23 protein-coding genes are annotated in these 24,653 nt (G+C 36.9%); 4 read left to right on the top strand and 19 right to left on the bottom strand.

Annotated features, from left to right (window positions below):
- Nucleotides 1–39 precede the first annotated feature (39 nt).
- The 9 genes from V7083_RS14870 to V7083_RS14830 all read right to left on the bottom strand — a co-directional run bounded on the left by V7083_RS14870 (nt 40) and on the right by V7083_RS14830 (nt 8,663).
- Entirely contained in the window at nt 40–834 is a 795-nt protein-coding gene (locus V7083_RS14870) for a Cof-type HAD-IIB family hydrolase (protein ID WP_335479131.1), read from the bottom strand.
- 78 nt (nt 835–912) lie between these two features.
- The gene (locus V7083_RS14865; protein WP_335479128.1) at nt 913–1,179 is read right to left on the bottom strand and encodes a phosphocarrier protein HPr; all 267 of its coding nucleotides are present in this window, start codon (nt 1,177–1,179) and stop codon (nt 913–915) included.
- 49 nt (nt 1,180–1,228) lie between these two features.
- Nucleotides 1,229–2,668: a glycoside hydrolase family 1 protein gene (locus tag V7083_RS14860; protein ID WP_335479126.1), complete on the bottom strand. Its 1,440-nt coding sequence runs from the start codon at nt 2,666–2,668 to the stop codon at nt 1,229–1,231.
- A 76-nt stretch (nt 2,669–2,744) separates the two neighbouring features.
- Nucleotides 2,745–4,073, bottom strand: a complete 1,329-nt coding sequence (locus V7083_RS14855; protein WP_335479122.1) for a 6-phospho-beta-glucosidase — start codon at nt 4,071–4,073, stop codon at nt 2,745–2,747.
- A complete protein-coding gene (locus V7083_RS14850) occupies nt 4,070–4,399 on the bottom strand; it encodes a PTS lactose/cellobiose transporter subunit IIA (RefSeq protein WP_435554863.1) in 330 nt (109 codons plus the stop codon). Before V7083_RS14850 ends, V7083_RS14855 begins: the two co-directional genes overlap by 4 nt.
- Before the next feature lie 73 nt (nt 4,400–4,472).
- Nucleotides 4,473–5,804 carry a PTS cellobiose transporter subunit IIC gene (gene celB / locus V7083_RS14845; protein WP_335479118.1) on the bottom strand — a complete coding sequence of 444 codons (1,332 nt, stop codon included), beginning with the start codon at nt 5,802–5,804 and terminating at the stop codon, nt 4,473–4,475.
- Between the two features lie 12 nt (nt 5,805–5,816).
- Entirely contained in the window at nt 5,817–6,122 is a 306-nt protein-coding gene (locus V7083_RS14840) for a PTS sugar transporter subunit IIB (protein ID WP_335479114.1), read from the bottom strand.
- Between the two features lie 272 nt (nt 6,123–6,394).
- Nucleotides 6,395–6,712, bottom strand: coding sequence for a PTS sugar transporter subunit IIB (locus tag V7083_RS14835; protein WP_335479112.1), 318 nt, complete (start codon nt 6,710–6,712; stop codon nt 6,395–6,397).
- A 4-nt stretch (nt 6,713–6,716) separates the two neighbouring features.
- Nucleotides 6,717–8,663 (bottom strand): BglG family transcription antiterminator, encoded by a 1,947-nt coding sequence (locus V7083_RS14830; protein WP_335479110.1) that lies wholly within the window; start codon nt 8,661–8,663, stop codon nt 6,717–6,719.
- 164 nt (nt 8,664–8,827) lie between these two features.
- On the opposite strand from V7083_RS14830, the gene V7083_RS14825 reads away from it, so the two are divergent.
- Nucleotides 8,828–9,874, top strand: a complete 1,047-nt coding sequence (locus tag V7083_RS14825) for a lactonase family protein (protein ID WP_335479108.1) — start codon at nt 8,828–8,830, stop codon at nt 9,872–9,874.
- Nucleotides 9,875–9,899: 25 nt separating this feature from the next.
- Here the strand turns inward: V7083_RS14825 and V7083_RS14820 are convergent, their stop codons facing one another.
- Nucleotides 9,900–10,970 (bottom strand): aldose epimerase family protein, encoded by a 1,071-nt coding sequence (locus V7083_RS14820; protein ID WP_335479106.1) that lies wholly within the window; start codon nt 10,968–10,970, stop codon nt 9,900–9,902.
- 175 nt (nt 10,971–11,145) lie between these two features.
- On the opposite strand from V7083_RS14820, the gene V7083_RS14815 reads away from it, so the two are divergent.
- Both V7083_RS14815 and V7083_RS14810 read left to right on the top strand, forming a co-directional pair.
- Entirely contained in the window at nt 11,146–12,000 is an 855-nt protein-coding gene (locus V7083_RS14815) for a metallophosphoesterase (protein WP_335479104.1), read from the top strand.
- Nucleotides 12,001–12,247: 247 nt separating this feature from the next.
- Nucleotides 12,248–13,114: a metallophosphoesterase gene (locus V7083_RS14810; protein WP_335479101.1), complete on the top strand. Its 867-nt coding sequence runs from the start codon at nt 12,248–12,250 to the stop codon at nt 13,112–13,114.
- Between the two features lie 8 nt (nt 13,115–13,122).
- On the opposite strand, the gene V7083_RS14805 is transcribed toward V7083_RS14810, so the two are convergent.
- The 7 genes from V7083_RS14805 to V7083_RS14775 all read right to left on the bottom strand — a co-directional run bounded on the left by V7083_RS14805 (nt 13,123) and on the right by V7083_RS14775 (nt 18,881).
- On the bottom strand, nt 13,123–14,217 hold the full coding sequence (locus V7083_RS14805; RefSeq protein ID WP_335479099.1) for a nucleotidyltransferase family protein: 1,095 nt from the start codon (nt 14,215–14,217) through the stop codon (nt 13,123–13,125).
- Nucleotides 14,218–14,219: 2 nt separating this feature from the next.
- Nucleotides 14,220–16,022, bottom strand: a complete 1,803-nt coding sequence (locus V7083_RS14800; RefSeq protein WP_335479097.1) for an ABC transporter ATP-binding protein — start codon at nt 16,020–16,022, stop codon at nt 14,220–14,222.
- A 22-nt stretch (nt 16,023–16,044) separates the two neighbouring features.
- Nucleotides 16,045–16,488, bottom strand: coding sequence for a hypothetical protein (locus V7083_RS14795; protein ID WP_335479095.1), 444 nt, complete (start codon nt 16,486–16,488; stop codon nt 16,045–16,047).
- Nucleotides 16,478–16,753: a PqqD family protein gene (locus tag V7083_RS14790; RefSeq protein ID WP_335479093.1), complete on the bottom strand. Its 276-nt coding sequence runs from the start codon at nt 16,751–16,753 to the stop codon at nt 16,478–16,480. Before V7083_RS14790 ends, V7083_RS14795 begins: the two co-directional genes overlap by 11 nt.
- A gap of 110 nt (nt 16,754–16,863) precedes the next feature.
- Nucleotides 16,864–17,649, bottom strand: coding sequence for a hypothetical protein (locus tag V7083_RS14785; protein ID WP_335479091.1), 786 nt, complete (start codon nt 17,647–17,649; stop codon nt 16,864–16,866).
- An 85-nt stretch (nt 17,650–17,734) separates the two neighbouring features.
- A complete protein-coding gene (locus tag V7083_RS14780) occupies nt 17,735–17,995 on the bottom strand; it encodes a hypothetical protein (protein ID WP_335479089.1) in 261 nt (86 codons plus the stop codon).
- Between the two features lie 169 nt (nt 17,996–18,164).
- A complete protein-coding gene (locus V7083_RS14775) occupies nt 18,165–18,881 on the bottom strand; it encodes a metallophosphoesterase family protein (RefSeq protein ID WP_335479146.1) in 717 nt (238 codons plus the stop codon).
- A gap of 281 nt (nt 18,882–19,162) precedes the next feature.
- Here V7083_RS14775 and V7083_RS14770 point away from each other — a divergent pair, with 281 nt between their 5' ends.
- Complete coding sequence (locus V7083_RS14770; protein ID WP_335479087.1) at nt 19,163–21,832, top strand: right-handed parallel beta-helix repeat-containing protein; 2,670 nt, start codon at nt 19,163–19,165, stop codon at nt 21,830–21,832.
- Nucleotides 21,833–22,268: 436 nt separating this feature from the next.
- Here the strand turns inward: V7083_RS14770 and V7083_RS14765 are convergent, their stop codons facing one another.
- Both V7083_RS14765 and V7083_RS14760 read right to left on the bottom strand, forming a co-directional pair.
- On the bottom strand, nt 22,269–23,828 hold the full coding sequence (locus V7083_RS14765; protein ID WP_335479084.1) for a lipopolysaccharide biosynthesis protein: 1,560 nt from the start codon (nt 23,826–23,828) through the stop codon (nt 22,269–22,271).
- Between the two features lie 81 nt (nt 23,829–23,909).
- A partial coding sequence (locus V7083_RS14760; protein WP_335479081.1) for a glycosyltransferase occupies nt 23,910–24,653 on the bottom strand: 744 nt, incomplete at its 5' end.

Here is a 24,653-nt window from a genome sequence, read left to right as displayed (position 1 = left end):
TGTAAAAAATCAACACTGTTCTTTAACACAGCCCAACTATTAAATTGATACGTCTTCCAATAGGCCGACTAATTGCAATCCTTTCAAAATACCATCCTGATCTACATCATGGGTCACATATGTGGCCACAGCTTTCACCTGTTCTTCGGCGTTACCCATGGCAATACTATTTTTTACAAATGAAAGCATTTCAATATCGTTCAGCCCATCGCCAAAGGCATACACTCGTTCCATGGGGATATGTAAATGGCTGATTAATGCCTCGATTCCTTTTGCTTTTGAACCGCCGGCAGGAAGGACATCCATGGAATACTCATGCCATCTGACAAATTCAAATTTCTTAAATTGGTCGCGATAATGCTCCTCTTCCTCCTCCATACAGAAAAGTAAAGATTGATAGACTTCTTTATTGTGATAGAAATGAGGATCATAGAGTGGTATTTCGTTAATTTTCAACGAGCCGATTCCTTCTTCAATGTACAGATGGGATTCAACGTTTTTATACATATGATCATGGTGTTCATAAATAAGGGGGTTTTTTCTGCTGACTGAAAATTGAGTTAACAAATGAAGCTCTTCTTGATCTAACGGATCAACATAGACCGTTTTACCTTCATAAACACAGTAAGAACCATTAAAGCTAACATACGTATGAATTCCAAGTTCATCTCTTAAATCTTTAAACATAAATGGGGCTCTTCCAGTGGCAATGGCAACCACGTGACCAAGTTCTTGTAATTTTTTAACTGCCATCTTAGTGGACTCAGGTAATTCCTTATTATGATTAAGCAGGGTGCCGTCTATATCAAAGAAAATCATTTGCTTTTGTGTCATGGTCTCCACCCTTTCTATTGATACAAAAATGAACCCCCTCACATAACCGTTATATAACGTTGTGAGGGGGAATCATTATTAGTTAGCTAATCCTTCTTTTTTCAATACATCCTCAAGTGCTTGTACACATGCATCGCCGTCTTCGCCTTGAGCGTTGATCGTGATTTGTGCTCCACTTGGAATACCAAGTGACATAACACCCATAATAGATTTGAGGTTAACTTGCTTTTCCTTGTAAGTTAAAGATACCTCAGATTTGAATTTTGATGCAGTACTAACTAAAACAGTTGCAGGACGGGCATGGATACCAGCCTGGTCGATTACAGTAAATGTTTTTTGTGTCATATTTATTACCTCCTGTTTAATCATAGTTATGAAAGCGTTTCACTGTCAATCAAAGATTGTCACCATTTTTTTCGATAACTTCTTTATACCAATGGTAGCTTTTCTTCTTAATTCGGCGCAAGTCATGCTCGCCTTCCTCATGCTGATTGACATAGACAAAGCCATAGCGTTTTTGGAAGCCATTCAGCCAGCTTAATAAATCGGTAAACGACCAAGTGCAGTATCCCAGCATGTCAACTCCGTCAGATATCGCTTCCTGCACCGCTTTTAAGTGTGATTTCAAGTAATCAATACGGTAATCATCATTGATGATATCCCCATCTTCTACTTTGTCATACTCACCCAAGCCATTTTCACTGATTAAAATTGGTAATTTGTAGCGATTTGTGATGCGGCGCAGTCCGATGCGCAATCCGGTAGGGTCAATGTTCCAATCCCAATTGGTTCTTTCAAGATTTTCATTTTTGATGGTTTTAAAAACTCCAGGGATCCCGGTATCTTTTGAGGTGCCTTTTTTCCCGGTAGTATTAAAGTGCCCTTCTGTTACACCGCCTATTAACGGATTCTTTTCATAGGTTGTGGTTTGATAGTAGTTAACCCCCATGAAGTCCGGCTTGCCTTCTTTTAATAAAGCCAAGTCTCCACTTTCAACGATTGGGGCAAGATTCTTGCTTTGTAAATAGTTCCATGCCGCCTGCGGATATTCTCCCCAAGCGTAGACATCCATCCACCAATGGTTGTTAATCTCCTCGGCATTCTCTGCAGCCAAGATATCTTCTGGCTTAGAAGAAGCAGCATATGCAGGAGAGTAGGCAAAGCTCGGTCCGATTTTTCCATCTGGTACATATTTACGGAACTCTTTAATCGCGCTGGCATTGGCCAAATTCGCATAATGGTTAACCTGGTAGAACAGCTTATCATCTTTCAATCCCGGCGGATGAAGGGCCATTCTGTATCCTAAGCCTGTAAAAATATTTTGCTCATTTAAACTAACCCAATACTTAACACGGTCGCCAAAATGTTTGTATAATGTAACCGCGTAATTAGTGAAATCCTCTACGATTTGGCGGGATTCCCAGCCGCCATATTCATCCTGAAGTGCTTGAGGAAGATCCCAATGGTAGATCGTTAAAATAGGTTCAATTTTATTGGCAACTAATTCATCGATTAAATCATTATAAAACTGGATTCCCTTTTCGTTTACTTCCCCTTTGCCTTTAGGAAAAATTCGAGTCCAAGCCACTGAAAAACGATATGCCTTCAATCCCATTTCGGCCATCAGACGCACATCCTCTTTATAGCGATGGTAATGGTCTACAGCAACATCACCAGTTGTTCCTTTAAATGTTTTTCCAGGAATACGGACAAATAGATCCCAGTTCGATGGGCCTTTGCCATCTTCATCCCATGCACCTTCTACCTGATAGGCAGCAGATGCGGAACCCCATAAAAAGTTTTGCGGAAATAGAAATAGCTTATCATGTATCATTAACAACTCTCCCTTTTCTATGTAATCTCATCAATCATAAGGAAGTTCCGGCGAGAAATTCACCGGAACTATATTGTTACATTTCTACTTTCTGAAAAAATTGGGGAAGATATTCTTTGTGAGCTTCAAGCATTTCGTCTAAAATTTGTTTGCCAATCTTATCAGATGGCACCAATGGGTTAATCGTCATCGCTAATAATGCTGTATGATAATCGCCGGTAACAGCTGCTTCTGCAGCAACACGTTCAAACGATTTAATCTGTTGCACCAGACCTCTCACCGCAACAGGAAGGTCACCCACAGAAATTGGCTTTGGACCATCTTTTGTAATAATGCAGTTCACTTCGACAGCGGAGTCGTCCGGAATGCTCGCAATGGCACCATTGTTTCTTGTGTTAACCGGCTGAACATCACGCTTGTCGTTGTATATTGAATTAATCAAGTTACAGGCTGCATCGCTGTAATATGCTCCGCCGCGTTGCTCTAATTGTGGTGGCTTGATCGCTAACTCAGGGTCCTTGTAAAGTTCAAATAATTCTTTTTCAACTTGCATTACTACCTCAGCACGAGTGCCTTTTGTAGCGGCAGCTTCTAATTCTTCTTCAAGCATTTCGCTTGTTTTGTAGTAATAGCGGTGATATGGACAAGGAATCGCTTTTAAACCGCGAAGGAAATCCGGTTCCCAGCCAAGAGCGGCAATATTTTTCATGGTCATAGAATGATCCGGATTCGCTAATTTTCCAATTACTTCATCTAGAATGCTAACTCCATCTAGGTAGACGTCCAAACCATATACCATATGGTTAAGACCGGCAAAATCTACATGAATGCGATCTGATGTAACATCAAGTGCTTGAGCAATGCCCATCTTAATTCCAACTGGCACGTTACATAATCCAACAACTTTTTTAATGTTGCTGTAACGTAAAACGGCTTCTGTCACCATTCCGGCAGGATTGGTAAAGTTAACGAGCCATGCGTCAGGACATAATTCTTCGATGTCCTTGCAAATATCCAGAATGACTGGAATTGTTCTTAATCCTTTGAACAATCCGCCTGGACCGTTTGTTTCTTGACCAATCACATTATATTTCAGCGGGATACGTTCGTCTTTTGCACGTGCATCCAATAGCCCTACACGAAATTGGGTAGTAACAAAGTCTGCACCTTTTAATGCTTCACGACGGTCTAATGTTAAATGAACCTCAATTGGAAGACCCGCTTTTTCAACCATACGCTTGGCTAAAGCGCCTACAATGTTCAGCTTTTCTTCTCCGGCAGGAATATCTACCAGCCAAAGTTCACGAATAGGTAGTTCTTCATAGCGTTTAATAAAACCTTCTACCAATTCAGGAGTATAGCTGGACCCTCCGCCAATAGTGACGATTTTGATTCCTTTCGTCATGCTTTGACACCTCCGCTTTGCTTTACTGTCTCATAAAGATCAACAAATTCTGTAGCCATATCCTTAATAGTGATCGCATTCATGAGGTGATCCTGAGCATGAACCATAAGCAGTGATACTTCTGTTTTTTCACCCCTTACTTCACCTTGAATTAAAGAGGTTTGGATATGATGAGCTTCATTTAGAGCATCAACAGCTTCCTGTAATTTTTCACGTGCTGTTTTAAAATCTCCTTCTTTGGCCGCATAGATAGCTTCCATGGAGCTGCTTTTGCCATTTCCCCCGTGTAAAATAATTTGAAAGATAATCGATTCTAGGTTTTCCATTATAATATCCTCCTGTGTTGCCTAAACCCCACTAATCAATAGTGGGGCTTTTGGCGTAAATAGTTCTGTAAAATTAAATGGCTTTTTGATCTGATTCAAAGCTCTTTTCTTGATTGTATAATTGCTTATCCCACATTTTGTAGAATGGAAGATAGATTAATAAGTCAAGAACGATGTTGAAAACTTGGATTAGAGCACCGGAAATGTGACCGCCACTTGCCAAGTAACCCCCGATGATTGGAGGTGTTGTCCAAGGGATGGCAATACCCGCTGGTTTTGCAACTAAACCTAAATCCATACCGATATATGTTGTAATAGCGTTTACAATTGGTGCTAAAATGAATGGAATAATCATTAAAGCGTTCATTACAATTGGCATACCGAATGTAATTGGTTCGTTGATCATGAACACGCCTGGAGGTAAGGCTAGCTTACCAAGTTGTTTCATTTGCTTACTCTTAGACCACATTAACATAATCATGACAAGTCCGAATGTTGCACCAGAACCACCCATGTTTACAAATACTTCAACAAACTGCTGGGTAATAATATGTGGTAATTCATGCCCTGATTTAAACGCTTCCATGTTTTCAGCAGTAGCTTGTAACCAAATTGGCGACATAACGCCTCCAACGATGTTCATACCGTGCAAACCTGCAGACCAAAGTAATTGAACCAAGAATAGTGCGATAATCGTACCTGGTAATGTTCCGCCCAATAAACCCAGCGGCTTGCCTAATACAAGTGCTACGATATCGTGAATGCTGGAAATTCCAAAATACTCAATAACTAAACGGATAAGCCAAATAATTGTGATCACAATAAAACCTGGAATTAAAGCAACGAAGGATTTGCTGACAGCCGGTGGAACCCCATCAGGCATTTTAATGACAATATTTTTCTTAACAATAAAATTATAAACTTCAGTAGAGAATAAACCAATTAAGATGGCAACGAACAAACCTTTACTTCCCATATAAGCTACTGGGATGGCACCGCCCACTTCAACAGCTGTTTTTGCTCCTTCTGGAGTGAATGGCACATGGAATGGAGTGGCAACCAAGAATGCACATAGGGAGATAACCCCTGCTGTAACACCATCCAAGTTATACTTTTCAGCTAAACGATATGCAATACCAAAAGCTGCGATGAGACCCATCATTCCGAAAGTTGCATCATTGGCGTATAATAATTTCGTCAACCATTGGTCTCCAAAAATACCAGCCATAAATTCAGAGTAGTGCGGGAATGGCAAGAAACCTAAAATCAGGAAGAATGAACCGATGATGATCATTGGCATTGCAAGAATGATACCGTCACGAAGCGCTTGCAAATGTCTTTGCGCGGCTAATTTACCGGCAACTGGCATAAAGTACTTCTCTAAAAAACTCAGGAATTTATTCATGTAAGTCCCTCCTTATTTTTTAATTAAAGCAAGAGCCGTTTTTAACACTTCCGCACCATTACACATTCCGTAGTGTACTGGATTGATGGCATCAACTGGAATACCTTTTTCCTCACCAAGTTTTTTCATTTGTGGAAGTAAGTAGCGAACTTGTGGTCCAAGCAATAACACATCAGCGTTGTCGATATGGCTTTTTACTGCATCCGCACTTTCAGCCCAAATTTTAGCTTCGATCCCTTGGTCTTTTGCTGCTGCTTCCATTTTAGTTACCAATAGACTTGTAGACATTCCTGCTGCACAACATAATAAGATATTCATTAAAAACCCTCCTAAAGTGTTTTAATTGATGTTTAATCGTGATGTTCAAGAGAAGTTTGCAAACTAAAAGATATGAGATAATTTCGGGATTTTTGTACTACCGTTTGTAGTACTTTGTGCTTCCTCTCTTGATGTCTTTATTCTATTAGAAAAGCGCTTACATTTACACATAACCTTTTTCCGTTACGCAACGGAAATGGTTGTTCAAAATAGACTGACAATAGGAAACGCTTACATTTATTCCGATAAAAAAAGAAGCTGAACGACTTTGTTCACCCTCTTTTAGACGACTCTATTAATTTAATGGCAGAATCAAGTACTTCCTTCCCATTAAAAATGCCATAATGCACAATATCAATCACATCAACAGGAATCCCTTTTTTATCACAAAGTTCTTTAAAATCAGGCAGCATATACCTAACTTGTGGTCCTAGCAGCAGGACATCTGCAGTACAGATTTCCCTTTTTACCACATCTATGGGCACGGCCCAAATATGACATTCAATGCTTCTTTCGCTAGCGCTTTTTTTCATTTTTGATACTAATAAACTCGTAGACATCGCAACGGAACAGCATAATAAAATATTCATCGTTCTAATTCACCATTTCATTATTTTTTTGAAAAACAGGCGCAAACTCTTGGTATGTTTTACATTTTAACAATTGCTGAACCACTTGGCCGTTATCAATGATATTGATTAATAGGTCATACATCTTTTGCAAATCACCTGAGCTATTCTTTTCAACACTTAATAGGCAGATAAACTGCACTCTTTTTCCGCCCCAGTCAATTGGCTTTTGCAGGGTGCAAATGGCCCAAAAGGTAGAATCAGTCTGCGGGGTAAGAGGGTGAGGAATCGCGACAAAGTTCCCATAACTTGTTGGCGACAATTCTTCTCTCTCTAAAACACTTTTGAGAAATAGATCATTTACAAGACCCAATTTTTTTAGCTGCTTGACCACAAAATGTAAGACATCTTCTCTTGTTTCCAAATGCTGACGCAGAAAAACTAATTCTTTGCGAATATAGTTCCCTTTTTGATTGACCTCAATGCCTAGGTACTGTTCAATTTTTTCAAAGTCGCCACCGCCGAGAATGGTTTTTACATGAATCACTGGCACTGGTAACTGCATCGGAATAGGGATGGTACTGATGAGGAAGTCTATGTTGTTTAACGGAATTTGATTGATCTTATAGAATTCTGTGGTACCCACAATTTCAATTCTTGAACCGAATTTTGCCTCAATTTTAGTAGCAAGAAGTCTGGCACTCCCCACTCCAGATGCACAAACAATCATACATTTCTTTGGCTGGTCCATATTCTTTCTATTTTCAATAGCAGCCCCTAAATGGAGCGCCAAATAGCCCATTTCATTTTCATTAATTTCTATATCAAGCAGTTTTTTTAACACCATTCCTGCGATCACAGATGCCTGAAATGCTGCAGGATAATTCGTTTTGATTTCCTCTAGTAACGGATTTGGCAAGTTAATCCCATATTGGGTTCGATGAATCGCCGGTTTTAAGTGGAGGCAGATCGACAGAAAAAGTTCCTGATCGTCCTTTATGTTTAAATGAAGCTCCTGATCAATCGTTTCTAAGACAACCTTTGCGACATCATAAATCTGCTCTTCGATGAAGCTCTGGACCTCTTGATCATTCAAATGAAGGGCTGTAATCATTTTCGTTCCCAGCAAGTGGATGGTGATATAAGCAATCTCCTGCTCTGGAAAACGGATATGTAGTTCTATTTCAAGATCATGGACAATTTCTTTGGCAACCTCATATTGCTCGGTAGTCTTTAAGTCTGCCAATTCATTGTTATATAAGGTGACATATTTTTCACTTTTAATTCGGTTATAGGCAATGGCAATATGAATGATGAGGTTAGTTAAGCCTATATCAGATAGGACGATTTGGTGATTTCCAATATGAGTTAAGATGATTGACTTTATACCGTTTAAATCAACACCAGCAAAAACTGGATTATCCTTAAGGATCATATCAAATTCAGACTCAATATCCGCAAAAGCATAATCAGCAATACATAGGCGCAATTTGAATTCTGAACCTATCAATCTCAACCCAAAATTAGGCCGCTTCTCCACCTTAATTCCGTACCGTTTGAAAATTTCTTTGGCTTCTTTAAAGTCATTTTGTAAAGTGGACCTGCTAATGTATAATTCCTCTGCTAAATCATCTAATTTAATATATTCAGTTAAAAGTAGCCGCTTCACGATATAATGAACACGTTCTTCGGGCAATGTCGGAATCTTTCCAGAGTGATCCTGATCATGACCAACGATATCTTGGAGAAAATGGCGAAACAATTGCTCATCGTGGATAAATAATTGATATCCTGTTCCCCGTATTGATTTAATGGACGCTCCAATTTCTTTAACATTCGCTTCTAGTTCTTTAATATCATTGCGAACGGTCCTGGAAGTTACGTCTAACACTTTGGCCAAATAATCGCTTGTAACAGGAGAGTCCGCTTTCATTAATTCACGTATGATCACAGTTTGCCGCCCATTTAACATGATCAATCCTCACTTCCGACTTTACCAATTACTATTAATTTTATATGCTAGCATAAAATTTAGCTACAACAAATTCACCATTCTTTTTAGTGAGCACATTATTAATAAAAATAAAGTAGGAATAGTATAATAATGTTTAGAAATTCACAATAAGGAGCCCAAACATGACTAAAAACTATATTGGTTATATTGGTACATACACGAAAGGCGACAGCAAGGGCATCTACTCTTTCCATTTAAATCCTGAAGGAAAAATTGAAAACGTTCAGGTTGCCGCTGAATTAGAAAACCCTACCTATTTGAATATCAGTAAGGATAATCGCTTCTTATACTCTGTTGCTAAGGAAGGCTCAAACGGCGGGGTTGCTTCTTTTTCTATTACGGAAGGTGGCAAATTAACTCCGATTAATAAGGAAGTGCTCGATGGAGCATCACCATGCTACGTGAGTGTTGATAGTAAAAGTCATTTTGCCTTTTCAGCAAATTATCACAAAGGAACGATTGAATCTTATGTTCTTAAAGAAGATGGCTCCGTTTCACCGGCAGTTTCGGTTATCAAGCATGAAGGCCGAGGACCAGATCCACGACAAGACAAAGCCCACACTCACTTTGCCGGAATGACACCGGATGAAAAGTATGTAGTAGCTGTCGAGTTAGGAATTGATGCTCTTGTTACCTATAAGGTAGCGGAAGATGGTACTATGACAAAAGTAAACCTATTACCATTAAAAGCAGGTAGCGGCCCACGCCATATCACGTTCCATCCTAATGGAAAATACGCGTATATCATGACGGAATTCAGCTCAGAAGTGATCGTATTAACCTACCATCCAGAAAATGGTCATTTTTCCGAAAAGCAATACATATCTACGCTTCCCGAAGATTTCAAAGAAAATAACCAAGGCAGCGCGATTCATATTTCTTCTGACGGTCGATATGTTTATGCAGGAAATCGTGGACACAACAGCATCTCAGTTTTTAGTGTGAAGGGGGACACTGGTGAGCTTACTTTTGTGGAGCAAACTTCCTCTGAAGGGGATTGGCCAAGGGATTTCGCGTTAGATCCTTCTGAAAAATTCATCGTAGGATCGAATCAGGAATCCAGCAATCTTGTGCTTTATGCCCGGGATGCTGAATCAGGACGACTTACCTTAATTGATTCTGATATCGTCGTGCCCTATCCGGTTTGTGTGAAGTTTTTGAATGTGTAGAGATAAAGAGGATAAGCAAATGTGCTTATCCTCTTTTTTGAATATTTTTGTCAAATGTCCCAAATCTATATGTTGTTGAGGAATGGTATTCTTGATTCCGCTCGATAATCCATTGCGGGAAATGTGGATGATGAATGGCATCCGGAAGTCCTTGTGTCTCAAAACAAATCCCCAAATATTTGCGGGAAGGAACCCCTAGAATTTTCCCTTCTGAGCTAATTTGATTTCCTGAATATATTACGACGGCAGGCTCATCCGTTTCTATTGTTAAAAATCTACCACTTTCCTGGTCTTTAAGAATAATCTCCTCATTATGATGTGTATGTAAAACAAACGGGTGGTCATAGCCTTTACCCGCCAGTATGTTCTGCGGATGATCAGCTTCCATCCCCGTACGAATGAATTTCTCACTGGTAAAATCAAATGGTGTACCATTGACAGAAGCGAGTTCACCAGTCGGTAGAAGTTCCTCATTTAATGGCAGGTATTGATCACTTTTTACAGTAAGAGTATGATCACAGATATCTCGTTTTACATTCCCGCTTAAATTAAAATAGGAATGATTTGTCATATTCAATACTGTTTTTTCATCTGAGGTGGCGGAATAATGAATGTTTAATTCATTTTTGTTATTTAAGGTGTAGGTCACCTTAATGTTTATATTTCCTGGATAGCCTTCTTCTCCATTTGGGCTTAAATAGGAAAAACGAACACCTACTTCTTGCTCCGTATCGAATGGATCTGCATCCCAAACCACCCGGTTAAACCCCTTTACTCCCCCGTGAATGTGGTTATTATTTTCGTTTTTCGCCAAAGGATAGGTCTTCCCATCGATTTCAAACGTACCGCCTTTAATGCGGCCGGCGACACGACCAACAACGCAGCCAAAGAAACTGTTATCAGAAACATAGTCTTCAAGCGTTTCATAACCCAGGACAATATTTTCCTTATTACCATCGCGGTCAGGAACAAAGATTTTCGTGATGTGGCAGCCGTAATCGAGACAGCGGATTTCGATCCCATTATCGTTCAGTAATGTGTATGAATGGACGTTTTTTTGATTAACTTGACCAACCTCTTCTACAGCAACTTTCATTCTCAATCCTCCCATTGTTAACATGTCTCTCCAATTTTCATCATACCAAACATTCACTTCAGCGAATATGAAAATAGGTGAATATAATTTGACTAAAAGCAGTAGGATATTATAGATTTGTGGGAAACCCGCCTTTCCCATTAGAGAGAAAATTTCTGTTTATAAGGAGCCCTATATGAGTCACATACAACGGATAACCGATCAGATTATAAAAAATTCAGATAAATGGGCAATGGGCTTACTTGCTGCCGGTGCACTCGTTGGTGCCTATTCATACAAAGTGGAACGGTTTAAGTACGAAATAAAAGAGATTTCTTTGCAGATAAAGAACCTTCCCTCGGCGTTCGAGGGTTGGCGAATTGTCCAATTTAGCGATACCCATTTGGGATATTTTTTTGGCGTCGAAGATTTCAAACCATTGGTTAAGATGATTAATAACTTGCAGCCAGATATCCTCTTCTTCACTGGAGATCTGATTGACATCCGAACGAAAACACCCGAACGCTATTTTTCTATCCTTCAAGAGTTGAAGTCAGGACGAGGAGGAAAATGGGCTGTTCTGGGGAACCATGATATTCACCATAAATATCGTGTGACTCAATTGTTGGAAGACTCACAGTTTACTGTATTAAATAATGATTTTGGTGTAGTTGAAGCAGGCCATGAACAGCTTTATATCGCGGGCATTGATGATGTGGTACGCGGGTATCCAAATCTCGATAGAGCACTTGAGGGACTTTCTGAAGATGATTGTATATTCCTGTTGGCACATGAGCCTGACTTTGCCATCTTCAGCAGCAGTTATCCCATTAGTGCCCAATTCTCCGGCCATTCCCATGGCGGACAGGTGCGGCTTCCCTATCTAGGTCCACTTACCAAACATAATATGTCAAATAAGTATTCGGAAGGGCTTTATTATGTTGGGGAAAATAAAATGCCTTTATATGTGAATCGGGGGATCGGGACCACTGGATTACCATTAAGATTATTTTGTCGGCCGGAGATTACGGTGTTTTGTTTAAACTCATAAGGAATTTGGGAGGGTGTCCAATTTGGAATTTGGGCACTCTTTTTAACTAACCATCTATTTGTTTTTCTAATGAGATAGGGCTGATAGAAACTCTCTATCTGTCCGTTTTTATAGTGATGAAAATGTGCTATTGGAGCCACCCCTGTAAACTAAGAACGATTAAAACCGGTCCATATTTGTGAAACCTTACCGATTATTCTATAATGTTCTTTATAAGGAACATTCTGTTATGAAAAAGGAGTCTCCAATGAATGACCTGCAACGTAATACAGAAAAGTTGAACCGCCGATCTTTTCTAAAAAAATCCGGGAAATGGTCGATTGGTTTGCTAGCCGCAAGCGCCCTTACTGGTGCTTACTCGTTTAAGGCTGAACGTTTTTGGTATCAGATCAAGGAAATTCAATTGAAGGTAAAGAATTTGCCAAAGGCTTTCGATGGGTGGAGAATTGTTCAATTTAGCGACACTCATTTGGGGTTTTATTATGATATTGAGGATTTTAAACCAGTAATTAAGAAAATCAACCGATTAAAACCGGATCTGATTTTCTTTACTGGGGATTTAATTCAGGCGGGAAATATGGTGCCTGAACGATACATTTCCTACCTTCAAGAGTTAAAGGCAGCGCACGGAAAATGGGCTGTGATTGGTAATCATGATATGTCAATCAAGAACCGTATAATCCAAGTATTACAGAACGCAGAATTCAGCGTCCTAGAAAATAAACATGATGTCATCAAAGTTAATCAGGATCGCCTATATATTGCAGGCATTGATGATGTAATGTATGGTTTTCCGAATATCCGAAAGGCAGTGGAAGGCTTGTCCGAGCAAGATTGTGTTTTATTCCTTGCCCATGAACCTGACATTGCCAGTCAAATCGCTAAATACCCTATCAAGGCCCAGTTTTCAGGCCATTCTCACGGAGGACAAGTTAGACTACCTTTCTACGGCCCACTTATTAGACAAAAAATGGCCATTCACTATGTAGATGGGCTATACCATATCGGGGAAACAAAAATACCTCTGTATGTTAATCGTGGCATCGGTACCACGAACCTGCCAATCCGCTTTTTTTGCAGACCGGAGATTACGGTATTCCAGTTAACAACATAAAGGGTGTCTTATAAACTTTTAGACACCCTATTAAAAATCCCCGATATTCTCTTTTTATATAAAGTTAACAGCATTTTCCCTTCAGATGCCCCTTGTGCATGAAGATCCAACTCATTGGACATTTCATATTTAGAAGGCCACAGCCAGTTACCAAGCTCGATCACACTATGTTTAACTTTGTCATAACTTAAAAATTGATAATCCAAAAAGTCCAAATACATCTTAAATCCCTTTACAGGACGATATGCCCATAAGGTCCGTCTCTTTTTCAAGGGATATTTCATCATAATCTCTAAAAATGGAAACTGCAGATACACTATTGATAAGGTACGATGCATTCGTTTAAAGGTTTCATGTGATTGCGCCAACTGAAATATCTCAACAAGATCCAGTTCTTGATGGTCATGCTGAATTACTTGAAGGATATCAAAAAAATACTTCATTGAATTCATGTTATGTCGCCAACCATGGAGACAAATCGTATAAAAGGTATGGTTGGGTGACATCTCATGGATATAATTGGACTGGCCAATGTGAGTTGCCTGCTGCCAGATCTCCTCAATTGAAAATCTAGATGTTTGCTCTTTAACCAAACTCCAATGCAATTCAACCACCAAAGGAATCGTAGAATTCGGCAACGGCTTACTAAAACTGCAATGAAAATGACCAGGGATCTGCTCCTCCTCCACATAAAAACCCAGTGAATTTATTAACTGAATTGCTTTGTTAACATCACTTTGTTTGATCAGCAGATCGATATCAGAAGTAGCACGGGCCCCGGTATGCCCAAAGTATTTTTCTGCAAAATAAACCCCTTTTAACGGAATTACAGCAATTTCTTGACTCTCAAAGCATTTTAACAGTTGCTCTGTTTGCTGTTTTATAAATAGGTTTAGAAACAAACTTTGCTCATATTGTTGTTTTAAAAACTGTTGGAAAAAAGCAGGTGTCTGGTCAAGCCTTCCCTGTTGTTTCAGCAAAAAATAAAACTGTGAAGAGGTCCCATCTTCCTCAATAGCCTGAATAGCATTTTGATAAAATGAAGCCTCACGAGGGAGAAGTTTATTAGAATCATAGAGAATACTCACTAATTCAAGACACATCCTCATCCCTCCTTCACCAAGGATAACGGCTTTTTAGAATGGAAGCTCGTTTCATTTAAGTTGCGATAAAGACCTGGTAGTCTCATTAACTCCTCATGTGTTCCTTGCTGCACAATTCTTCCATCATCCACTACCATGATCATGTCAGCATGTTGAATTGTCGTTAAACGGTGGGCGATCACGATTGTCGTCCGGCCCTTCATCAATTCATCCAGAGCCTCTTTTACATAAAATTCGGTTTCTCCATCTAAAGCAGAGGTCGCCTCATCCAGTAATAGAATAGGAGCGTCCTTAAGAATTGCCCGGGCAATCGCGACCCGTTGTTTCTGACCACCAGACAGCTTTACTCCATTTTCGCCAATTTCGGTGTCATATCCATTTGGAAGTGACAGCACAAAATCATGCAACTCACCTTTAATGGAAGCCTCGACCATCTCTTTTTCAGTAATATTCGGCCGAGCAATCATTAAATTCTCCTTCACCGTTCCGGAGAATAAAAATGATTCCTGCGGGACTAGAGCGATCGCGCTTCTTAATTGGGATGCCGTTAAATCCCTAATGGACTTTCCATCAATTCGTATATCCCCCGCTTGCGGCTTGTAAAATCCTTGCAAAAGATTAAAGATGGTACTTTTACCGGCTCCGCTTGGTCCAACCAAGGCCACCACTTTTCCATTAGGAATTTCCAGATTAAAGTCCTCAAATACATGTTTATTTTTCAAATAACCAAAAGTAACGTTGTTAAATTCAATGGTACCAGTGAGATCTCTTGAATCAGTGAATGAAGGCAGTTCTGATACATCTGCTGGTTTTTCAAACACATTTAATACTCTTTCAAGAGCAGCGACAGACCGTTGGAAGCCTGCCCAAACGTTAGCCATACCGGTTATGGGATAAAATAAATGGTTCACCAAATTAAGAAAGGTTAACAATGCCCCAACCGTTAATTGTCCATTTGATACAAATAGTGCCCCAACCGTTAGATTAATAATAAACGTAATATAGCCAACAATTCTTTCCCCTGTATAATACCAGTTTTGCAGCTTTGCATTTTCTAATTCTAATTGATATAACTCCCTATTTTGCTTTTCATATCTTTTATATTGAAGTTTTTCTAAAGTAAAGGAACGAATGACGTTAAACCCATGAAAAGTTTCACTTAGATGGCTGTTTATCTCTCCAATCAGCTTATGAATCAATCTGCCATTTTTCCGCAGCAATAACCCAAATACCAGGCCGGAAAGGGCTGCTATTGGAGCTACGATTAAACTAACCAGGCATAAAGTAAAATTAATATTGACAAGGTAAATAAATACAACTACATAAATAATTGGCAGTCTAATAAGACTTATTAAACTACTTCCGATTATCCCGTCAACTCCATGAATGTCATTGGAAAAATGTGACATCAATTCACCTGACCGATAATTGGATATTTGGCCAGCAGGCAGCCTTAATACATGGTTAAAAAAGTGATTTTTCAGCTCCATTTTGACCCCATTAGTAGCGATCATATTGCAGTACGTATAGGAAACATTTGAAACAATGCTTATGAAAATCAATAATACTCCATATGGAATGAATGATAACACTTGCTTATATCCACCATGAATCGCGGCATCGGTAAGCTCACCATAAAACTTTGCAAACGCAATCGTTAAATAAATATCTACCCCTAATAATAGAAGAATTAAGACATAGGCCTTCCATCTTTTTAAAATAAACGGCAGCACAAAAGAAAACGCCTTGCGCATATCCTTTAGTGAGAAATACTGTTTCATGAGTGAATCAATCTGGTTCTTCATGGTTTGGACACTCCATCATTATCTAAAATTGAAATCTCGTCTTTTTATTTAGAAATTGCCGCAAAATGGCTGATAGTATAGGAAATGCTAGGATTGTTTTACTCCATATTCGTAATACAAGATGATTCGAGGACAATCGGACATGCTGTTTCTTCACCTGAGCAAGCTTACCAAGAATTCGATCTGCCTCAATTGGCTGGTCAAACCCTAAATTGGTATCCCCTTTTAATACATACAGATTATGTTCTTTTCTGACAAAACGATGAGCAATCAATCGACCAGTTTGTGAGTAGAATAAAAGGACATCTCCCTTTTTAATGGTAGAAAGGTCACAAAGAGAGAACCGACAAAGATCTCCTTGCCGGATAAAAGGAAACATACTATTACCAATAGCCGGTAATTCCAGCCAACCATCCCTCGTGATACTCGTTTTTAACAGATAAAGGGTTGAGTGGTCAACCAACATGTTCAATCAGCCCACATTGAATGAGATTGTCTAAATAATCTTCAATGTCCTGTTTTACTTGATTCTCACTTTGTGTGGGTGCAAACTTTGCTAACACAGCATTCGTTAGCGACTCTACTGTTTGAATCTCCTTTAAAAGTGACCAGCAAAAACCGCCCAGATGATTTAATTTCGTGATGGTAAACTGATTGGAATTTAATAAGATCCATTCTCCATCCAGCTCTGTCACTTCACAATCTATTTTTTGAATATATTGTGTGCTCATTAACATCAGCCCCTATCTACCTTCAAAGTATAAGTGTTTAATATAAATACATTGATGTTCGTTATTTTGAACACCAAAACCAAAAAAAATATCGTTCAATCTCTATAAATTTAAGAAATTAGTTTCCAAAATGAATTGTCTTTTACAAAATGAAGTTCATAAACTGGTGTGTTTTTAACAAGGAGAAGTAACAAATCACTGATGGTTTTCAGTTCTTCCTTACTATGCGGCCAATAAAACACCTTATCCATTAATTGAAGGAAAGCGTCAGACTTTGGAATCAACATACGACTATTCTCCAGGGCCTGATGTAAAATTTGGATGCTTTTTAACTTCTCAACCTGATCAACTGGTTTCGCTTCTATTTCACTTCGAAAAGGTGAATTATATACTATACCTCCTTCAGAGGTTATCTTCACAAGCGTCGCCTCATCTGAAAGCAGCTCTCTTGGAAATGAAAGTTTAGCAGCTGTCGACTTACCAGCACCTGATTGTCCTGCAAAAATATGCGCCCCTTCATTTTCAATGACACAAGAGGAATGAATTAATAACCCCCAATTGTGATGCACAATGAAAGAACTAAATAAATTGGTTAACGCATGTTTTAAAGCTAGTTGATTATAAACTGAAATAGTTGCAGAACGATACTGATCCTCTACTTTGATTGAATAGTCTGCCCTTTGAAAAATAATATGATTGTCTCTCTTAGAAATATCTACATGATAATCTTGAAAAGGTACACCATAGCCATCTTTTATATTAATTTCTAGATCTGTTTTTTGCACTGTCTCTAATTCATGTATATTGAAATTCTTTTCAAAAAAACGGCCAAGTTGGTTTGACTCGAAATTTATTTGGATGAGAAAGTCACCGATTTTAGTATAAATGGTTTTCATATAAATCTCCCATTAATATATTCGTTAAAATGAGTGAGGAGGACAAATCCTATACTTGTCCTCTTCAAACATTTACTTTTGTATTTTAGTTTACTTTAGGATTACATTGTCCTTGGCCAATGTTTCCATTACCATTACCGTTTCCATTTTTATTGCCATTTCCAGGTTGCCCCGCCCCACACGGCTGTGGATTAGGATTCGTTTCAACCGGGAATTTGACACCGTCATTCCCTGTACCAGGATGGTCATGATTCCCTTTCCCTGGGTTCCAGCTTTGAGCAGTTTCGAAACGTAACGGTTGGTGGCTTAGAATCTTTGGTTTAGAATAATTAATTGCAGTTGGCATTGTTTACTCCCCTTCATCTTTAATATTCACTTAATCAAAATGGTAATCTTAAAAGAACGTTCTTTATTAAATAATTATAAGTCAAAAGTCGTGCTTTTTAAAGAACAACTATTCGACAAAATACCCACTAGCAATTAAAGAAAGGACAAATAATTCATGCCCCACTACTTTATATCTTCGCCTCAAGTATGACCTTTATCATCTTCTCTTTATTCGGATAATCTGACACACTAAACTGTTCAATTACCTTATCTAGATCATATTTAACACGCACAATGGATGCTTGATAAAAGGATGATTCTATCTCAATCAAGGCATAGGAAGCCATTGTTAATCCGTCAAAAGGAAGCCCAACACTTCCAATATTTATTATACATTTTCCATCAATATACCTTATAAATGGTTTATGAATATGTGCATAGACATAAAGATCAGCATCTTCTGTCATCATTTTTCCTTTTACATTTTCATCACTCTCATTAGGAAGGACCACTTCAAATAAACTATTAGGAGTAGCATGATAGGCATGAATTTTTACATTTTCAATTTTCAAATTCAATTCTGAAGGTAACTCCTGTAAATAGGTAATATCAGTATCATCTAAATGTGAGAAAATCCAGTCACGCTCCTTACTCATCATTTTGCTCACACTTTCAGGAACTTCGCCATCCATAATACCTCGAATAACCCATTCATCAGCATTACCTTTTATCACTTTAGTATTTAACGATCTCACCAAATCAAGCGAACGTTTGGGCTCTGGTCCACGATAGCAAATATCGCCAAGGACGAAAACCTTATCTAGGTCTCTTTTCTTTATATCATTAAGAACTGCTTCTAAAGCTACTGCATTACCGTGGATATCTGAGATAAAGGCGATTTTCATCAATCTTAATTCCTCCCTACTCTTGTAAAATTTAAATTTATTTTACCAATATTAGGTACCTTCATCAATTTATTCATTATTAAAATTAGGGTTCCTGATGAAATTAGTCCAATCATTTCAACCTTATTTGAATATAATTTCATATGCATACTTTTATCAATTTGGAGGTGATAACGAATGTTTATTTACCTTGAACACAAAGGGCTAAACATTCAGTTTACCGAAAATAAAGTCAAAGAATTATCATTAAAATATAGAGTTAAAAGCAGGGGGGCATATTAATGAGTCCTCAAATTAGTCAAAGTTCATATGTACTGGAATTGGACCGTTGGGGCGTTTCCAATACTGTTAGTAATTTTGGAGACAAAACATTATCTACAAACAACTCTAACGGCATCAATAATGCAATTGTTTGGGCAAGTCAACAAGGTTATACGGAGTTTGTGTTTCCTAGGGGAGTCTATCTAATTGATGAAACGATCCCCATTCAGCCACAGAGTTTTATGACTCTGAATTTGGGTGGATCTACCTTAAGAATCCGGAACAACGGGCTGGCATCCTATTCTGTAATCTCATTCAAACAAAACCAAATGTTTTCCAGAGTTACAAATGGAATCATCCAAGGTGACAGATATAACCATGATTACACAACGCCAGGGCAAGCAGCCACCCACGAGTGGGGAATGGGCATTTTGTTTCCAAATGTAGTTAATTCAAACAAAGGCGAAGGTACAAATACACGTTTTATTTCTATCGATAATATCGAGTTCTTAGACCTAACCGGGGATGCTGTGTCTTTATTTGCTACAGGAGGAGCAATTTACACTACGACTACCCCTACTAAATCATACAAAATTACCTTTGAATCAGGATCAATAAATACGAAAGATGGCAGCTTAATAGCTGATTCAACAAAAATCCGTTCAAACATTTTTATAGATTTAACAAACTCTCAAATTACTAATTGGAAATATTTTGGCGTTTATGGAGACATCAGCTATCAATCTTTAGGTTCAGAAATAGACGGAACAGTACCATTTGATATCATTTTTTATAATTCTAATGGAACATACAACTCTTCAATAACAAACGTCGAATTTTTTGATGAAATTCCATTACCTGATGGGGCAACAAGTGCAAAAATTGTACTGCATCAAGCAAATATTCCATCATCAACGGGTAATGGACTAACATTAAGAAGTATGACGATCCCAAAATTTACTTTTATTGAAAAGTGCCATATCCACCACAACAGAAGGCTTGGTGTGGCATTACAAGGGGCAAAATTTGTCTGGGTTAAAAATAATGATATACATCATATAAGTGGTACGGGTCCTTCTGCTGCGTTAGATGTAGAAGATAACTATGCCCTAAATCAGAATCTTTGGATTGAAGATAACTTTCTCCATGATAGTCCCTTACAATTGATATTTGTGAGAGGTAAAAATTTCCACATAAAAAATAATAAAATAGAAAGGGGTATTGGAATAACAGGATACCCAGGCGTTAGTAAATTATATATAAATGGAAATTACTTTAAAGATACAAGTGTTAACATTAATGGTGAATGCATTATAGACAATAATATCCTTAACAGGACCGGAGTAACTTTAAATAATGGAACTACTGATCCTGCATTGGTAGATAATAATAATTTCTTAAATAGCTCATTAAGTGTAAATAGGCCAAAAGCTTATAGTGTCACGGTATCTAACTGTAAATTTACTGTTGACTCAGATTATTCAAATGCTATTTCCGGAGCAGGCTTTTCAGCAGGTACGTATCCACAAACAATGGCGAATTGTTTATTTGAGGGTTTCTTAGCATCATCAAGTGTCATTTTCAATGGTGATGAAAATGCTACTGAAGGTTGGGCATACAATAATATATTATTCAATAACACAAAAAAACCTAATAATAATGCTGGTATAAAAATACCTAGAGGTACCTATATAAATTGTAAGTTTAATAACACAGGAATACTAAGTCCTAATAAACATGTTGAATTTATTGGATGCACATTTATTTGGAATGGCTATAATCTATTTAATATTTCCAACAATGAGCTAGCGAGATTTGTAAATTGTTATTTTTATGGTGGATCAAATTCTGCATTTTATTTTTCAGCAGTAAACAAAGCACAAATAGATCTAATAAATAATCAATTTGACTATACAAGTGCGACGTCCAGTTCTATTAGTATTATTGATGGGTATTGGTATAATATTACTGGCGGAAAATTATTGGTTGATGGGAATCGCTTTAAATCAAATTTAGCAATAAAGGCGATAAACAGCTCCATACCTACAAGTGATCAATTCGAAATAACATTTATAAACAATACTCTGGAAGGGGCAATTAATTTTTTAGTTGATATTACACAAATTCCTTTATTCAGAAATAATACAATTGGAAATGAACTTGATCCTTATAATTGGTCAACAACAGTTCCAACTATGGGATATTATAAACTTGGCAAACAAATACTAAACAGGAATATGGCCTCAGATGGTTTTATGGGATGGGTATGTATAAAAGAGGGATTTGCTGAAACCTATCCTACTTGGCAGCCTTCAAAGATATATAATACTCCTGATAAAATTTCAGTAAATGGTTATATTTATTATTCTACTGTTTGGAACGCAAAATCCTCGTCAACTATGCCAAACTTTCCAACTAATCCTTTATACTCCACAGTAAAAGACATTGCTGGTATTTCTACTTGGAAGGCAAAAACAACCTACTCGATTGGAGACAAAATCTTGCCATCCTCTGTTTCTGAAAGCTACTATGAATGTACAACAGCTGGTACAACTGGAAATATAGAACCATCATGGGGTACTGCCTCGACAATTACGGATGGTACCGTAGTTTGGACAAAAAGAAATATTCAGGTTTGGAAACTACTAGGTTCAAAAGCTTCATTCAAAAAATTCGGAATATTAAGCTAGTAAAATTTTAAGTTAAGTAAATTTCTTCAATTTTAAAAAAGTCTTTAATCCATCTATCCTCATAACGTATGAGGATAGATGCTTTTAATCATTTGACTTTGTACCTTTTTTCGTAATGACATTAAGTAAGTCCGATACATTCTAATAAAGTAAGTAACAAATAAAATCAAAAGCTTACTGGCATTCGTATCCAATGTGCCAAGATAACACAAACAAGTTCAACTTCATTTAAAGATTATTAGTATCTAATATACAATAAATTGACTGCCTGATAGTTAACCTGTATCTCCTTCTTAAAATAGGTATGATTGGAACGGTTTTCTCTCCAATCTTAACACTTTTCCAATCTTCCATGTTCTTTGTAATGCATTAGGTTCATCTATTAATTTAGTAAATGATTGTTATTTTAAATCTGAGGAAAACATTGTCGAGTATTTTACATAGGTACCTTTGATTTAACCCTAACTTTTATTTTTCCTTTTAATCCCATAAAAACGTTTATTATAACACTTTTTAAGTATTTAAATTCTTCATTTCTATAAAATAGAGTTAAGTATATTAAATTTGGAATTACTAAACAAACAATTCCTTTAATAATCAGTGAAGAAAAGCCATTACCCTCAACTATAATATTACAAACTCTTGATACAATTAAACAAATTATTAATGTTAGGAAAGAAAAATAAGCATATTTTCTAAAGTAGCCAACAACCGATTTTTTAAACACATTTTTATATACAATAATCGGTTGAATCCAGAAGACGGTAGATAGTGTGCTTATAGTTGTACCAATAAAAATTCCTACAAGACCTAAAAACTTTACTAAAAGAAGTGATGAAATAAGGTTAATAAATCCCTCAATCAGAGGGGCGTACTTATCTTGAACAAATAATCCTGCTTTATTTTTAAAAGTTGCTATTGGAGTTCTCATTCCAAATAAATAAAAATTGATTAGTATGAAGATAAAAGTTAAATTATCTAACAAATATTTTTTTCCAAGCCATAACGTGATAAATGGTTCCAGAAGGTTATATAAAAATATAATACACAAGGAATAGATCCAAAAATTCACTAAAAATGACACCTTAAAAATGGAGTAGTTCTTTTCATTGTTTTCCGTTGCAATTAGATTTCCGACACTTGCACCAATCCCCCCTAAAATCGGATTAACTAATGCCGATAACTGTTGAGTTATCATAGTGTAATTTGAATATAGTCCTACTGCTGCAACACTAATAAAAGATGAAATTAATATATTATCCGTTCCAAATACTAGATATCCTCCAATATTATGTAAAAACATAGCCTTCACATTTTTTACCATATTATTCCTTGTTTCTTGATCAATTTTATATTTTTCTTTTGTCTTTATATAAGGGTAACTTTTATTAACTATTCTTCCATTTACAATATTCTGTAGTAAATAAAATAAGAGTTCTATTCCCAAATAAAGAATATAGTTTCCAGTCTTAATTAAAATGAATATTCTGATAACCATAGTTGCAATTTGAAAAATTAGATTCATTCTTGCTATTAAATATCCTCGTTGGTCAGCATTTATTAATGACCATTTATGAGCATTTAAATAGGAAATCATATTTTTGATTACAAACAGAAAATAAATTATTGTAAGGTTAGGGATATAGCTCTCGTCTTTCATTAATAAATCTAAAAAGGGATATATAATAATACTTATTAATAAAACGATTAATGCCAATATTCCATATGCCTTTTTATATAGTTGTATTAATGCGATAACTTTTGGATGGTCATTTTCTGCAAGTGGTTTATATAAGTTATATACGATACTAATGCCAATGCCGCTTTCAGCTAATGCCATAATCGATAATACATTAGTTAATAACCCATTAATCCCTAGATAATCGGCTCCTAAACTATCTAAAAAAATTTTCCTTGATAAAAAACCAAGGAATACAATTACTAATTGGGAAAATACACCAATAAAAATATTTTTAAGTGAATGGTTTATCCTCATCATTACATATCCTTTTAATATAGGTTGTTTAAAATAAATTTACGATTGGTACTTCTAGAATTAAAAAACATTGTGTTGGTTCTATAGAATTACACTTTGTTTCACATTGAGTTTATTAGAATTCTCTAAGTTTACTGTTAATTTTCGCATCTCAGAAGGGTTATCAAATAAATATTTAATATTTTTATATAAAGCATTCTCATTACACTCCACAATTAATCCAGTATAACCATCTTGAATTTGTTCATAGGCACCGGTAAAATCCGTAGTAATTATTGGCTTATTTAAACACTTTGCTTCTGCTAAAGTTAAGCAAAAACCCTCATGTCTAGATGGTTGTACGTATAGATCCGCACTAGCAATATATGGATAAGGATTTGTGGTAGTTCCAACCAGTATAAAGTGCTTAGTTAATTCGTACTTATTTATTAATTCCTCAAATTCCATTCGACTATTTCCATCTCCAATGCAATACCATCTCACTTCATAGCCATTTTTTCTTAATTTGGATAATACTTTTATGGCTAAATCTTGCCCTTTTTCCCTTGACAGCCTTCCAACAGTTACAATTTTTATACCTTTATAGTTATAGTCAAATATAACCTTTTCTTTTGCCATTTCTCTAATTAAGTTGGACTGTACTATGTTCATAAATACCTCAGATTTATTGGCCGCAATAGGAATTTGCTGAATTAACTTTTGTTTTGCTTCCTCTGATACAGCAAAAATGTTATCAAATTTTTTATAAAGTTTTGCATAAAGTTTTTTATTAACCCCGTGCTTTGAAACATCAAAATGCACCCATGAAATTTTCCTTTTTGCATT

Origin of the sequence: Bacillus sp. JJ1764 (assembly GCF_036962145.1) — a bacterium.
Taxonomy (GTDB): Bacteria; Bacillota; Bacilli; order Bacillales; family Cytobacillaceae; genus Neobacillus.
This window is presented reverse-complemented; position numbering and strand designations above follow the sequence as displayed.

Bases quoted from the DNA above. Each gene is read 5' to 3' on its own strand.
- V7083_RS14870 (WP_335479131.1), bottom strand. From the start codon at position 834: ATGACACAAAAGCAAATGATTTTCTTTGATATAGACGGCACCCTGCTT.
- V7083_RS14865 (WP_335479128.1), bottom strand. From the start codon at position 1,179: ATGACACAAAAAACATTTACTGTAATCGACCAGGCTGGTATCCATGCC.
- V7083_RS14860 (WP_335479126.1), bottom strand. From the start codon at position 2,668: ATGATACATGATAAGCTATTTCTATTTCCGCAAAACTTTTTATGGGGT.
- V7083_RS14855 (WP_335479122.1), bottom strand. From the start codon at position 4,073: ATGACGAAAGGAATCAAAATCGTCACTATTGGCGGAGGGTCCAGCTAT.
- V7083_RS14850 (WP_435554863.1), bottom strand. From the start codon at position 4,399: ATGGAAAACCTAGAATCGATTATCTTTCAAATTATTTTACACGGGGGA.
- celB (WP_335479118.1), bottom strand. From the start codon at position 5,804: ATGAATAAATTCCTGAGTTTTTTAGAGAAGTACTTTATGCCAGTTGCC.
- V7083_RS14840 (WP_335479114.1), bottom strand. From the start codon at position 6,122: ATGAATATCTTATTATGTTGTGCAGCAGGAATGTCTACAAGTCTATTG.
- V7083_RS14835 (WP_335479112.1), bottom strand. From the start codon at position 6,712: ATGAATATTTTATTATGCTGTTCCGTTGCGATGTCTACGAGTTTATTA.
- V7083_RS14830 (WP_335479110.1), bottom strand. From the start codon at position 8,663: ATGTTAAATGGGCGGCAAACTGTGATCATACGTGAATTAATGAAAGCG.
- V7083_RS14825 (WP_335479108.1), top strand. From the start codon at position 8,828: ATGACTAAAAACTATATTGGTTATATTGGTACATACACGAAAGGCGAC.
- V7083_RS14820 (WP_335479106.1), bottom strand. From the start codon at position 10,970: ATGAAAGTTGCTGTAGAAGAGGTTGGTCAAGTTAATCAAAAAAACGTC.
- V7083_RS14815 (WP_335479104.1), top strand. From the start codon at position 11,146: ATGAGTCACATACAACGGATAACCGATCAGATTATAAAAAATTCAGAT.
- V7083_RS14810 (WP_335479101.1), top strand. From the start codon at position 12,248: ATGAATGACCTGCAACGTAATACAGAAAAGTTGAACCGCCGATCTTTT.
- V7083_RS14805 (WP_335479099.1), bottom strand. From the start codon at position 14,217: ATGTGTCTTGAATTAGTGAGTATTCTCTATGATTCTAATAAACTTCTC.
- V7083_RS14800 (WP_335479097.1), bottom strand. From the start codon at position 16,022: ATGAAGAACCAGATTGATTCACTCATGAAACAGTATTTCTCACTAAAG.
- V7083_RS14795 (WP_335479095.1), bottom strand. From the start codon at position 16,488: ATGTTGGTTGACCACTCAACCCTTTATCTGTTAAAAACGAGTATCACG.
- V7083_RS14790 (WP_335479093.1), bottom strand. From the start codon at position 16,753: ATGAGCACACAATATATTCAAAAAATAGATTGTGAAGTGACAGAGCTG.
- V7083_RS14785 (WP_335479091.1), bottom strand. From the start codon at position 17,649: ATGAAAACCATTTATACTAAAATCGGTGACTTTCTCATCCAAATAAAT.
- V7083_RS14780 (WP_335479089.1), bottom strand. From the start codon at position 17,995: ATGCCAACTGCAATTAATTATTCTAAACCAAAGATTCTAAGCCACCAA.
- V7083_RS14775 (WP_335479146.1), bottom strand. From the start codon at position 18,881: ATGAAAATCGCCTTTATCTCAGATATCCACGGTAATGCAGTAGCTTTA.
- V7083_RS14770 (WP_335479087.1), top strand. From the start codon at position 19,163: ATGAGTCCTCAAATTAGTCAAAGTTCATATGTACTGGAATTGGACCGT.
- V7083_RS14765 (WP_335479084.1), bottom strand. From the start codon at position 23,828: ATGAGGATAAACCATTCACTTAAAAATATTTTTATTGGTGTATTTTCC.